The following is a 12,308-nucleotide window of genomic DNA, read 5'->3' on the forward strand; positions in this document are numbered from 1 at the left end:
AACGGCCGGCGCCTCTCGGCGCCGGACCGTGACCGCTAGACCTGCTGGCGCCGCTCGCGGGCCCCGCCCCTGCGGCGCGGCTTAGGCATGCCCAAATCAAGTGGCTGCAACGGGAATCGCAGGCTTTCACAGATCAGAAAGCAAAACTCGGCGACTGCCGGATCTGTCCGGATATACATGGCCACATCCAGATAGGCGCGCACCGCTTCATATTCATAGCTTGAATGGCCGGGCAAGGCACCGAGCCATTGCATATAGCCAAGCTGGCCCAGTTCCTTGGCGCGCGCCGGTGGAATATGCTGGCCTCGCAGTCCAGTTAACGTTCGTTCTATCATCATCAAAGCGCCCTCCGCGCCGAGGGCAAAGCGAACCGGACAGAAACGATACGGGTGAGCGGCCAGCGGCCGGTTTACCTGCGCGCTCTGACCGGGGCACCCCGCCCGGGTTGCAAACGCCCGGCACAATGATTGCACCGGGGTGATGGCAGGTCTCCTGACTTGCGGGTCAGCGCCGGGTCTGGGCCTTCCCGGGACGTGGTCCCAGTGGCTTGTGCCAGATCGGCTCGCCGCTCACAGTTGCGGGGGCAGTCGCGGAATTACACCGCGTTCCCTATTGGACCGCCGGGCCATCGCCCATTGGTCACCATCACACCCGGACTGTGCCAGCCCGGACGATGGCTGTCCATTGATTCTGATGTCCTGAGGGCGCTTTCTTGCCGGCGCGTTTCAGCGCTTGGCCAGTTCTTCAGTGACGCGCTCAGCAAAATCATCGCCGCGCTTTTCGAAACTGTCATATTGGTCGAAGCTTGCTGCGGCCGGGGCCAGCAAAACCACCTCGCCCGGCTGCGCATCCGCCACGGCATGGGCCACGGCCCTTTCCATCGTTGTGCATATCTCCGCATCAACACCCGGCAATTGAAGCGCGAACCCTTCGGCTTCACGTCCAATCACATAGGCCTTGATCACGTTCTCCAACGCTGGCTTGAGAGCCTCCAACCCACCCTCTTTCATCAGCCCGCCGCAGATCCAGCGGATCTTGCCAAAGGCCTGCAAAGCCTTGAGCGCGCTGTCAACGTTGGTCGCTTTGCTGTCGTTGACATAAGACACCCCGCCCGCCTCTGCGATGCGCTGCGACCGATGCGGCAATCCACCGAACGACCGCAGACCGCTTTCGATATCACGAGGACCAAGCCCAAGCGCCCGGCAGGCGGCGTAGGCCGCGCAGGCGTTTTGGTGGTTGTGTGCACCCGGAAGGCCGGGAATGTCGCGCATGTCGATCGATGCCACCTGACGGCCCTTGCGCCATTCGGCCAGAAATCCTTTGCGTGCGAACACATGCCAGCCCGGTCCGCTGAGCTTGCGCCCCGATGACACGCGGATAACCCGATCGTCGCTGCGCCCCTCGCTCATTTGCCCCGCCAGAAAGCGGCCCTCGACCTCGTCAACGCCGATCACGGCGCGGTCCGGCCCGCCTTCGGCAAAAAGCCGACGCTTGGCCGCAAAATATCCACCGAACCCAGCATGGCGGTCCAGATGATCCGGGCTCAGGTTTGTCCAGACCGCCACATCCGGGGTCAGGGCACGCGCCAGATCGGTCTGGTAGCTCGACAGCTCCAGCACGACGATGCCGCCATCTCCGGGCGGATCAATATCCAGCACGCCGCGTCCGATATTACCTGCCAGCTGTGCATCCCGGCCCGAAGCTTCTAGCACATGATGAATCAATGCCGACGTGGTGGATTTGCCGTTAGAACCAGTGATCGCAACGACGCGCGGCGCGCGATCAAATTGGTCCCATCCGGCCCCGAGCGACCGGAAAAACAAACCGATGTCATTGTCTACAGGGACACCGGCATCCAGTGCCGCTGCAATGACCGGGTTGGGTGTGGGATACAAATGAGGGATGCCCGGACTGACAACCAGACAGGCCAGATCCTCAACAGCTTCCGACCGTGTCAGATCGCGAACTGCAAAGCCTTCTGCCTCTGCCTTGTCCCGCGCTTTGGGGTTGTCGTCCCAGACGACGACCTGCGCGCCGCCTTCCCGCAGCGCCCGCGCCGCTGACAGCCCGGACCGTCCCAGACCAAGCACGGCCACCCCCTGCCCTTCAAAACCCTGCACCGGGATCATCGCTGCCTCCGCCGTCGCCGCTATATTCTGCGACACCAGCGCTACCGCAAACGATCAAAACGCGAAAGCCCTGCCTCTGGCTCGGCTGCACAAAAATGCAGAAATGGCTCTTACCGGTCCCTGCGCTCGCCGGGCTCCGCTATCAGCCCATAGCGCTCTGCCAGATGCCAGACGTGATCCGGGATCATGTTTTTCATCTTGGCCGGATGGGCCCTGCGCAGATGCAGAACGGTCTCGGCGGCCTTCATCTCGACACGCGCGCGGGCAAATTCCAGCCCCCGGGGCCCGGTGCGGGGTTGCAGCCAGGCCACGATCGGCCGCACCCAATTAGGCATGCGCCGCAACGGCAGACCACCAGCCGCCCGTTCCGTATTGGTCACAAACCCCCGAACCGCGGCTTCCCGTTTGCCCTTGTCCGTCAACTCCGACAAAACCGCCCGACCCTGCAACCGCTCCAGAACCTTGGCGCCGCGCGCATTGCGCACGATCAGCCATTGCTCACCATCGCCGCCCATGTAGCCAACTGTGATATCGGCCAGCCGGTTGGTGTAATCCACACAGGTCTTGCAGGTCATGGGAAAGAAATCTGCGGGCAGATCCGAAATCGGCAGCTTCAAAAAGGGAATGAAGCGCGGCTTGCGCCCATCATCAAAGCGTAGCTCGACACTGTAGTCGGCGCGAAATTCGAGGTAGCTCACCGTTTCGGGGCGATCATCCAAAAGACCCAGAAACGTGTGAAACCGGTCGGTTGTGGTGTTGTCACTGCACGGCGTTCCGATGACGGTGATTTCGTCAAAGCCCAGTTCCGCTTCGAGAGCGCGCAGCGCGTAGACCTGACAAGGCACCCCGACCACGGCGATCCGGCGGTGGCCCGCCGCGGCAGCCGGCTCCAGCAAAGCAAGCAAGGGTCCGTACCCCATGCGCATACCGCGGCACTGCGCCATATCCTGCGCCTCGGTGACAATGACAGGCATCGGCTTCCATCGGTCATGCGGATCGGGCGCGGTGGCCAGAACGGCATCCACCGCGCCGGCACGCAGCAACTCCGCCGCAAGAGCCGTGGTCAGGCCCGTCCACTGCGCACCTTCGGCCGCTGGCTCCAACCGCGCACGGTGCATGGTTTGAAATACACCAAAGAACGCTTCGTCGCCGGTTTCGGCAACCCGCCCATGGACCGACCGTTCCAGGGCCGGATAGTCCGGCGCAATGAATTGACAGGCACGCCCACAGGCGCGGCCATCCCCTATCCGGCTGATGCCGCAGTCGGTGCATAGCCCGGCTCTGGGCGCGCCACCGATATTGGGAACCCTGAGCCCAGTTTGCCCACCATCCATCGCTCGCCTCCTGTCAATCCGAATGTGTCAACTATAGTTGACACTGCGCGATGAGGCGAGTCTGTTCTTGCCCGGTTGGAAAATGCCTTTGGGGTTTGGGGGCATCGCCCCCAAGGCCTGCGTGGCCTGAACGCATACCAAGCGGCGCGGCAAAGCCGCCCCGCTAGATCAATACCCCGGTCAATGTGTTGCGATCAGCGTACTTTGAGGGTTGCCAGACCGATGATGGCGAGGATCAGCGAAATGATCCAGAACCGGATCACGATCTGCGGCTCGGCCCAGCCCTTCTTTTCATAATGGTGATGGATCGGTGCCATCAGGAACACACGCTTGCCCGTGCGTTTGAAGTAGAGCACCTGAATGATCACGCTAAGCGCCTCAACCACAAAAAGCCCGCCAACGATCGCCAGAACCAATTCGTGCTTGGTAGCAACCGCGATTGCGCCCAAAGCCCCGCCCAGCGCCAACGATCCAGTATCGCCCATGAAGACGGCCGCCGGAGGCGCGTTGTACCACAAAAAGCCAAGCCCCCCGCCGACAACACCTGCCGCGAAGATCAGGATCTCGCCAGTCCCCGGCACATAGTGCACATCCAGATATTCTGTGAAATCGACCCGGCCCACGGCATAAGCGATGACACCCAGCGTCGAAGTTGCGATCATGACCGGCATGATGGCCAGCCCGTCCAGCCCATCCGTCAGATTGACGGCATTGGCCGCGCCGACGATCACGACAACAGCAAACGGCACGAACAAATAGCCAAGATTAATCAGGGTATCTTTGAAAATCGGCAACGCCAGTCGTCCCGAAAGCGCCTCGGGGTGGTACTGAGCCGCCCACCAACCGGCAATCGCTGCGATCAGAAAGCCCAGCAAAAGCCGCACCTTACCAGACACACCAGCGGTATTTTGCTTTTTCACCTTGGCATAGTCATCCGCAAATCCGATGGCGGCATAACTGATCGTGACAAACAGCACCATCCAGACAAAGGGATTGTCCCATCGCGCCCAGAGCAATGTCGACGTCACCAAAGCGCCGATGATCAACAACCCGCCCATGGTGGGCGTTCCGGCTTTTACGAAATGACCTTCGGGGCCATCGTCACGGATCGGCTGCCCCTTGCCCTGACGCTTTCGCAGAACGTTGATCAGCGGCTTTCCAAACAGGAAACCAAAGATCAGCGCGGTCAGAAATGCGCCCCCGGCCCGAAACGTGATGTAGCGGAACAGGTTGAAAAAATCCCCGCCGTCGCTGAGTTCTGTCAACCAAAATAGCATACTGCTGCCCCTTTACCCTTCACCGCCCGCGGGGGATTGGCCCATTTTGCGGATCGCGTCAACCACACGGGCCAGCCCCATGGACAATGACCCTTTGGCCAAAACCACATCCCCGGCATCCAGGTCACGCATGACCCCGGCGGCCATATCCGCACTTTGCTCGCACCACCGCCCGCGTTTTTCTTCGGGCAGTGCCTCCCACAGGTGGCGCATCAAAGGACCAACGCAGTGCACTTTGTCGATGCGCGCCATCGATGGCAGCGCCGCGATCCCTGCATGCAATTGCGCTTCAGTGCTGCCCAGTTCCTTCATATCCCCCAGATAGGCAATCCGCCGACCCTTGGACACGCGGCCGATGTCATGTTGCGGCTCGGCTGCGGCCAACACCTCAAGGGCTGCGCCAAGCGACGCCGGGTTGGCGTTGTAACTGTCGTCGATCAGCTCGACCGTCATCTGCGTTTCCACAGCATCCAGTGTAATGACTTCACGCGCCCCGCGCCCCGCACCCGGAGACCAGTTGCCGATAGCCGTCACCGAGAGCGCCAGATCCAGCTGCAAAGCGTCACAGACCGCCAGCACCCCCATTGCATTCTGCGCATAATGCCGTCCGGGCACCTGCACCTTGTACAACACCGGTGCGCCGTGAATTTCGGCCTGCGCCACAGTTGTCGCGTCACCTACGGTCACTTTGGCCAGATGAAACGGGTGCCCGGCTTTTTCGCCGAACGCCACCGGATGCCCCGCGGCCTGCGCCAGATCGGCAAGGATCGGGCTGACGTCCAAATCTCCGTTGAAGATCGCCGTGCCGCCCGGTTCCAGCCCGTCATAGATCGCGCCTTTTTCGCGCGCGATGCCTTCGAGGCTTTCAAAGGCCGCCAGATGCGCTGGCGCCACGATGGTCACCATGGCCACATGAGGACGGGCCATGCAGGCCAGAGGTGCGATTTCGCCGGGATGGTTCATCCCGATTTCGATCACGGCAAAATCGCGATCGCGCGGCATGCGCGCTAAGGTCAGCGGAACGCCCCAATGGTTGTTGTAGCTCTTTTCGGCAGCATGCACGCTGCCATGCGCCCCAAGAACAGTACGCAGCATTTCCTTGGTCGAGGTCTTGCCAACGCTGCCGGTGACCGCAACCACGCGGCCTTTGAACCGCGCCCGTGACGCAACACCCAGATTTTCAAGCCCGGTTTGCACATCATCAACCAAAAGCAATGGCGCATCTTCAGAAACACCATCGGGAATTCGGCTGACCAAAGCAGCCCCTGCGCCTTTTTCCAAAGCGGTAGCGACAAAGTCGTGGCCATCCCTTGCCGCCTTGAGCGCCACGAACATCTCGCCCGGCTCAATGGTGCGTGTGTCGATCGAAACGCCATTTACCGACCAGTCCCCGATGGCCCGCCCGCCTGTTGCCTCGGCCGCTTCGGCGGCAGTCCACAAAGCGCTCATAGCCCTCTCCCATCCAATGCGGCCACGGCAACGCTGGCTTGTTCGGCATCGTCAAAGGGATAGACCGTGTCGCCGACGATCTGGCCGGTTTCATGACCTTTGCCGCAAATCAGCAAGGCATCGCCGGGTCCTAGCGCATCCACGCCGCGCAGGATCGCTTCGGCCCGGTCACCCACTTCGGTTGAATCAGGCGCTCCGGCCATGACCGCCGCCCGAATGACCGAGGGGTCCTCGGACCGGGGGTTATCGTCCGTCACGATCACCAGATCCGCGTTTTCCTGTGCCGCCTGCCCCATCAAAGGCCGTTTGGTGCTGTCCCGATCACCGCCTGCACCCACGATGGCCACCAAACGGCCCATCACATGCGGCCGCAGAGCACGGATCGCCGTTTCGACCGCGTCCGGTGTATGGGCGTAGTCGACAAACACCGTCGCGCCATTGTCGCGGGTTGCCGCCAGTTGCATGCGTCCGCGCACTGTGCCCAGCATTGGCAGCATGTCAAAGACATCATCAGGATCGCAGCCCGCCGCAATCACCAGCCCGGCCGCCACCAGAACGTTCTCAGCCTGAAAGCCGCCGATCAGGTTCAGACGCTCCTGCCGCACGCCGCCTTTCCAAGACAGGCGCAGGTCCTGTCCGGTCGCGTCAAAGCGTTGGTTTTCCAGACACAGATCCGCCGCATCGCGCCCGACGGTGATCACGTCCTGCCCGCGGGCCTTGGCGATTGCCAGCATATCCACACCGCGCGCGTCATCGATATTGATCACGGCTGTCCCGTCTTCTGGCAACACACGCGCAAAGAGGCCAGCCTTGGCGGCGAAATAGTCTTCGAAGGTGGCGTGGTAATCCAGATGATCCTGAGTGAAGTTCGTAAACCCAGCCGCAACCAGCTGCACACCGTCGAGCCGTCGCTGCTCAAGCCCGTGACTGGAGGCCTCCATTGCGGCATGCGTCACCCCGGCCTGCGCTGCGCCGCCGAGTGCACGATGCAATGTGATCGGCTCTGGTGTTGTATGTGCCAGCGGTGCCTGCCAATCCCCCTCAACACCCGTTGTGCCCAGATTGATCGCCCGAAACCCCAGTTCCTGCCAAAGCTGCCGGGTGAACGCGGCCACCGATGTCTTTCCATTGGTGCCCGTTACGGCAACGACGCAATCAGGCTGCATTCCGAACCAAAGCGCCGCAGTAAAGGCCAGCGTTTGCCGCGGATCAGCCGCCACGACCAAAGCTGCGTCGGACGCGTCCAGTTCAGCTTGTGCAATCCGCGCGCCTTCTGCGTCGGTCAAAATTGCTGCCGCACCCATGCGCAGCGCATATTGGATGAACTCACCGCCATGAACCTGCGTTCCCGGAAGCGCAGCAAAGAGAAAGCCCTCTTTGACCTCGCGGCTGTCCACCGCCAGCCCGGTGACCTTCGCCTCGCGTCCGCCGCGGGCGGTCAGCCCCAGTTGTGAAAGAGTTTTCGGACCGCTCATGTCGCCCGCCCCTGTTTGACTGCATTGGCGAATGACATACGCAAATCCATAGGGCTGTACCAGATGGCGCCTAGCGTGAGGTGCTGAAAATCTTTTCCAGCCCCGGCTCTCCAAAATCAGGGCGCAGCCCCAAAAGCGGCGCAATGCGTCCGGTCATCTCGGCAGCTACCGGAACTGCAGTCCAACCGGCTGTGCGACGCGGCTTCTTGCCCGACGTCTCGACCGGCTCATCCAGTGTGACGATCAGCACATAGCGCGGATCATGCGCGGGAAAGATAGAGGCGAAGGTCGCGATGACCTTGTCATCATAGTAGCCGCCCCCGCGTTCCTTGGGTTTGTCCGCCGTGCCAGTCTTGCCCCCAACATGATAACCGGGAACTTCGGCAAAGCTTGCGGTGCCTTCAGTGACCACCTTGCGCAGGATACCCCGCGCCGTGGCGGCGGCCTGTTCGCTCATGACGCGCGTGCCGGTCGCCGGCTCATTCCGTTTAAGCAAGGTAGGATTGACGTAGATGCCGCCATTGGCCAACGCCGCATAACCTGCTGCCAGATGCAGGGGAGATGTGGAAATGCCGTGGCCGTAGGAAATCGTGACCGCAGACAGATCAGTCCAGCGCTTGGGAAACAAAGGAGCGCCACCTTTGGCCTCAACGATTTCCAGCGGGGTTGCATCGAGCTGCCCCAGCGTCTTGAGGAATTCCTTTTGACGCTTTGGCCCGATCGCAAGCGCAAGCTTGCCGGTACCCCGGTTCGAACTTTTCACGATGATCTTCTCAACACTCAGCTCGCCATAGTTCTTGTTTGCGAACTCGCCGATCTTGAAGCCGCTGACTTCAAAGGGCGGCTTGGTGTCGATCACCGTGTTTTTGTTGACCAAACCAATGTCGATGGCCTGAGCCGCCGCAAAGATCTTGTAAGTGGAGCCCAGTTCATAAACGCCCTGTACAGCGCGATTAAACAGAGGGCTGTCGGAAGGATTGCCCTCGACCAGCGGATTTGGACGGTCGTTGGGGTCAAAATCAGGCAGGGAAACGATACTGATCACTTCGCCGGTGCGAACATCCATCAAGACAGACGCTGCCCCCTTGGCATTCATCAGCTTCATTCCCGCATCCAGCACCTCTTCGGCGGCGGCCTGAACGGTCATATCGATGGACAATTCCAAAGGTGCGCCCGCGCGCGACGGGTCACGCAACTCTTCATCCAGAAACTTTTCGATACCTGCGGTACCGATCACTTCGGCCGCATGGACATCCTCGGCCCCGTAAGAGGCCCCGCCCAAAACATGCGCGGCGAGCGCACCATTTGGGTACAAACGCATTTCGCGCGGACCAAAAAGCAAGCCCGGCTCTCCAATGTCATGGACAGCCTGCATCTGTTCGGGGCTGATTTTTCTCTTTACCCACAGAAACTTGCGCTTCGGGTCCTTAAATCGTGCCGCAAGCCGGTCTGGATCAATATCGGGAAAAATTCCCGCAAGTGCATTGGCGGCCCGATCAGGTTCGATCATCTGCTGGGGATGCGCATATAGACTGTGCGTGGACATATTGGTCGCCAGAACTCGCCCGTGACGATCAACAATGTCTGCGCGGCTGGCAATAATGGAATGGCCAGACACCTGCGCCCGCGGTTCGGCTGGCTCGGATGCAGCCAGCATACCCATCCGCGCGCCGATCACACTGAATGCACAAAAGAACGCAATTCCAAGCACCAGCAACCGGCCCTCGGCTCGCACCCGGGATTTGTCGCGCATCTGTTCGTGCCGGATGCGTAGGTTTTCCCGTTCGATCGCGTCGGGGTTTTCGCCGTTCTGGCGTGCTTCGAGAATACGCGCCAAGGGGCGCAGCGGTGTGCGGATCATCGGTCTGCTCCGGCTTGATCTGCCCCGGCGCTGGTCACCTCGATGGGCATTGTAATGTCGAGCTTTGGCGGCTCCGGGAAAATCACCTGATCGACCATCCCGAACTGGTCCGGACGCAGGGGCAAAAGGCCCAGCCGTTCAAAGTTCAGGTCAGCCAGATCCCGCAAGCGATCCGGACGGTTCAGATAGGCCCATTCTGCTCGAAGAATGGCCAGTCTTTCGCGCGCCTGCGTGATGTCGCGGCGCAGATCGTCGGCATGATCCAGTTCAGCCTGCGTCTTGTAGTTTTCGTGATAGGCCCAGAAACCAGAACCGATAACGGCCATGGCCGCCAGAAGAAACAAAAGCGTTCTCATGACCTTAGACGCTCCTCTTTAAAATGGGCATATCCAGCGCATCGGCATCAACGTCGCGGGCTGGCGCAGCCGTGCGCCGTGCAACCCGCAACTTTGCGGACCGTGCACGTGGGTTTTGTGCCAGCTCTTCGGCATCGGGGCCGATGGCCTTGCGGGTGACAATGACAAATGGCTCGCTCGGAGCTTCGGGTGCGGCGCCATATCGGTTCTGACGCACCTTTTTGGCCCCATGGGCCTGCAAAAAGCGTTTCACCATGCGATCTTCGACAGAATGGAACGTCACGATCGCAAGCCAGCCATCGGGGGCCAACACGCGCTCGGCGGCCATCAATCCCTGCCAGAGCGAGTCATATTCGGCATTCACCGCAATCCGGAGTGCCTGAAAGCTGCGCGTCGCGGAATGGCTCTGGCCCTTCTTGCTTCGGCCGATGGTGGCCTCGATCAAATCCGCCAGTTGCAACGTGCGGGTGATGGGCCCGGCTTCGCGCTCACGCATGATGGCCTTTGCGATCCGGCGCGAGGCGCGCTCCTCTCCAAAAAAATAGAGGATGTCAGCCAAGTCTTCTTCGCTGGCTTCATTCACGATGTCGGAAGCACTGCGGCCTTCCTGACCCATACGCATATCCAGTGGCCCATCGCGCAGGAATGAAAACCCGCGGTCGGCCTGATCCAACTGCATGGATGAAACGCCAAGGTCCAGCACAACGCCATCAACCGTTTCGGCGGCTTCGTCCATCTGTGCAAAATTGCTCTGCACCAGTTGCAAACGATCCCCGTAGGCCCGCCCCCATTCCGACGCCATGGACAAGGCCAAAGGATCACGGTCAATGCCAATCACGCGCGCCGCGCCTGCGTCCAGCAAGCCCCGCGTATACCCGCCAGCCCCAAGCGTCCCATCAATCCAATGCCCTTCAACAGGCGAAACCGCCTCGAGAAGCGGCCGCAAAAGAACGGGAATGTGGGGAACGTCGGAGGCGCTGACCACGGAGGCCATTTAGACCTCCTCTTCATCCAGGAATTGCGCCGGATCAAAATCGTCTGGCAAATCGTCCAACTCTTCTTCCATCTTGGCCAGCTCTTCGGCCTCAAAGGTGCCCGGCTCCCAGATCTGGAAGGTGTTGAGGTTGGATGCAAAATAGGCCTCAGCCTTGATCCCGATCTTTTCCCGCAACTTGGCAGGCAGAACGATACGGCCTGTATCATCCACAGATGTAATCAAGGACTGCGTGGAATAGAGGCGCTCTAGCAGTTTGCGTTTTTGCGACCCGCGCGGCATCCGTTCGATCTTGGATTCCACGTTTTCCATTTCCTCGACCGTGTAGCATTCGAGGAATTTGCGGCGGTGATCGCCGTAGACGACGACAAAATTCGGATTAAGCCCTTCGGTCCAGTCAGGATCACCCGCTTCGAGAACACGGCGAAAAGAGGCTGGGATAGACACCCGCCCCTTCGTGTCGACCTTGTGTCGACTCTCGCCTCTGAATCTCAGCCTGCGGCTCACTGCCTGGCCCTTTCTGTCCCTGGCCTCACATCCGGATCGTGGGGCCTGAAAATGAAATGGGCGGGTTGATCTGCTGCCACTGATCAACCCGCCGCTGACCCGCATTGGCGGGTAACTCCGACTGCGCGCGCCACCTGGGGGGATGTCTGCTCGCCCGCGCGCCGGATTCTTTTGTCACGATGAAAAGCGAAGCCTGTATGAAACCTGCTCTTTTATTTTTTTGATTTGGTCGGTGGGGTCTTTGTCGCCCCGTGTCCGTTCCTCATCGTGTGAACTAGGGATGCCATGGGAATACATGGTACGCAACAGTTTTTTATGGGAAATCGGCACAGCATCTTGTTCGCGCACCCCTTGCGAAACAACATCTTGTGCCCATTTCGGGCAATCCGTCAGCACAAATGGTGGTTTTACCTAAAATCGAACACAACATGTTGATTGCCGCGACAAGCCAGATGATTTCCCATAATCTCCCAATTTTTTCGGAAAGTTTCGCGAGAATGCGCCCGAAGAGCACGAAATTTTGGGGAAATCAGAGGAATTTCGCCCCAAACAGCGCCGAAAACTGATTCGAATCACAGGATTTCCCACGTATTGGGCCCCTCCCTCCCATAGCTGTCCCATAAATTCCCACGGACACCTTTTGCCGCCAACCATAAGGCTATGTCGTCGCTATATCAGACAGCGTCGCTTTGCGCGCTTGCGACTCGGCGGGTGTAACGCTACGCAAGGATTGCTTCGGTCCGGGCATTGTCCGGTGAAAAGGGAACGCGGTGAAAATCCGCGACTGCCCCCGCAACTGTAAGCGGAGAGCGTGTCTGGCATTCGCCACTGGGATATCCCGGGAAGGCCCAGACATCGTGTCGACCCGCAAGTCAGGAGACCTGCCGAGGTGATCACCCATCCAGGGGTGCGGGGCGCACTTGTTG

At 60.3% G+C, this 12,308-nt stretch carries 10 protein-coding genes and 2 riboswitches; all 10 genes read right to left on the minus strand.

The annotated features are described in order from the left end of the window. Positions 1-35: 35 nt before the first annotated feature. Positions 36-338, minus strand: coding sequence for a hypothetical protein (locus PFY00_RS11355; protein ID WP_271432666.1), 303 nt, complete (start codon positions 336-338; stop codon positions 36-38). 127 nt (positions 339-465) lie between these two features. Further along, positions 466-662, minus strand: a riboswitch (cobalamin riboswitch). A 63-nt stretch (positions 663-725) separates the two neighbouring features. Then, the gene (murD, locus tag PFY00_RS11360; RefSeq protein ID WP_271432667.1) at positions 726-2,129 is read right to left on the minus strand and encodes a UDP-N-acetylmuramoyl-L-alanine--D-glutamate ligase; all 1,404 of its coding nucleotides are present in this window, start codon (positions 2,127-2,129) and stop codon (positions 726-728) included. Positions 2,130-2,239: 110 nt separating this feature from the next. Beyond that, complete coding sequence (locus tag PFY00_RS11365; protein WP_271432668.1) at positions 2,240-3,463, minus strand: Coenzyme F420 hydrogenase/dehydrogenase, beta subunit C-terminal domain; 1,224 nt, start codon at positions 3,461-3,463, stop codon at positions 2,240-2,242. 194 nt (positions 3,464-3,657) lie between these two features. Beyond that, positions 3,658-4,740 (minus strand): phospho-N-acetylmuramoyl-pentapeptide-transferase, encoded by a 1,083-nt coding sequence (gene mraY, locus PFY00_RS11370; protein ID WP_271432669.1) that lies wholly within the window; start codon positions 4,738-4,740, stop codon positions 3,658-3,660. A 12-nt stretch (positions 4,741-4,752) separates the two neighbouring features. After that, the gene (locus PFY00_RS11375) at positions 4,753-6,189 is read right to left on the minus strand and encodes a UDP-N-acetylmuramoyl-tripeptide--D-alanyl-D-alanine ligase (RefSeq protein ID WP_271432670.1); all 1,437 of its coding nucleotides are present in this window, start codon (positions 6,187-6,189) and stop codon (positions 4,753-4,755) included. Then, positions 6,186-7,664, minus strand: a complete 1,479-nt coding sequence (locus PFY00_RS11380; RefSeq protein WP_271432671.1) for a UDP-N-acetylmuramoyl-L-alanyl-D-glutamate--2,6-diaminopimelate ligase — start codon at positions 7,662-7,664, stop codon at positions 6,186-6,188. Before PFY00_RS11380 ends, PFY00_RS11375 begins: the two co-directional genes overlap by 4 nt. 70 nt (positions 7,665-7,734) lie before the next feature. After that, positions 7,735-9,525, minus strand: coding sequence for a peptidoglycan D,D-transpeptidase FtsI family protein (locus tag PFY00_RS11385; RefSeq protein WP_271432672.1), 1,791 nt, complete (start codon positions 9,523-9,525; stop codon positions 7,735-7,737). After that, a complete protein-coding gene (ftsL, locus tag PFY00_RS11390; protein WP_271432673.1) occupies positions 9,522-9,881 on the minus strand; it encodes a cell division protein FtsL in 360 nt (119 codons plus the stop codon). Before ftsL ends, PFY00_RS11385 begins: the two co-directional genes overlap by 4 nt. Before the next feature lie 4 nt (positions 9,882-9,885). Continuing rightward, the gene (rsmH, locus tag PFY00_RS11395) at positions 9,886-10,875 is read right to left on the minus strand and encodes a 16S rRNA (cytosine(1402)-N(4))-methyltransferase RsmH (protein ID WP_271432674.1); all 990 of its coding nucleotides are present in this window, start codon (positions 10,873-10,875) and stop codon (positions 9,886-9,888) included. Continuing rightward, complete coding sequence (gene mraZ, locus PFY00_RS11400; RefSeq protein ID WP_271432675.1) at positions 10,876-11,382, minus strand: division/cell wall cluster transcriptional repressor MraZ; 507 nt, start codon at positions 11,380-11,382, stop codon at positions 10,876-10,878. It lies immediately after the preceding gene. Positions 11,383-12,101: 719 nt separating this feature from the next. After that, positions 12,102-12,285, plus strand: a riboswitch (cobalamin riboswitch). Positions 12,286-12,308 lie beyond the last annotated feature (23 nt).

The organism is Thalassococcus lentus, from assembly GCF_028023555.1.
Classification (GTDB): domain Bacteria; phylum Pseudomonadota; class Alphaproteobacteria; order Rhodobacterales; family Rhodobacteraceae; genus Thalassococcus_A; species Thalassococcus_A lentus.

Excerpts from the sequence above, each read along its gene's own strand:
- PFY00_RS11375 (WP_271432670.1), bottom strand. The coding sequence starts at position 6,189 with ATGAGCGCTTTGTGGACTGCCGCCGAAGCGGCCGAGGCAACAGGCGGG.
- ftsL (WP_271432673.1), bottom strand. The coding sequence starts at position 9,881 with ATGAGAACGCTTTTGTTTCTTCTGGCGGCCATGGCCGTTATCGGTTCT.
- PFY00_RS11355 (WP_271432666.1), bottom strand. The coding sequence starts at position 338 with ATGATGATAGAACGAACGTTAACTGGACTGCGAGGCCAGCATATTCCA.
- PFY00_RS11380 (WP_271432671.1), bottom strand. The coding sequence starts at position 7,664 with ATGAGCGGTCCGAAAACTCTTTCACAACTGGGGCTGACCGCCCGCGGC.
- mraY (WP_271432669.1), bottom strand. The coding sequence starts at position 4,740 with ATGCTATTTTGGTTGACAGAACTCAGCGACGGCGGGGATTTTTTCAAC.
- rsmH (WP_271432674.1), bottom strand. The coding sequence starts at position 10,875 with ATGGCCTCCGTGGTCAGCGCCTCCGACGTTCCCCACATTCCCGTTCTT.
- PFY00_RS11385 (WP_271432672.1), bottom strand. The coding sequence starts at position 9,525 with ATGATCCGCACACCGCTGCGCCCCTTGGCGCGTATTCTCGAAGCACGC.
- PFY00_RS11365 (WP_271432668.1), bottom strand. The coding sequence starts at position 3,463 with ATGGATGGTGGGCAAACTGGGCTCAGGGTTCCCAATATCGGTGGCGCG.
- murD (WP_271432667.1), bottom strand. The coding sequence starts at position 2,129 with ATGATCCCGGTGCAGGGTTTTGAAGGGCAGGGGGTGGCCGTGCTTGGT.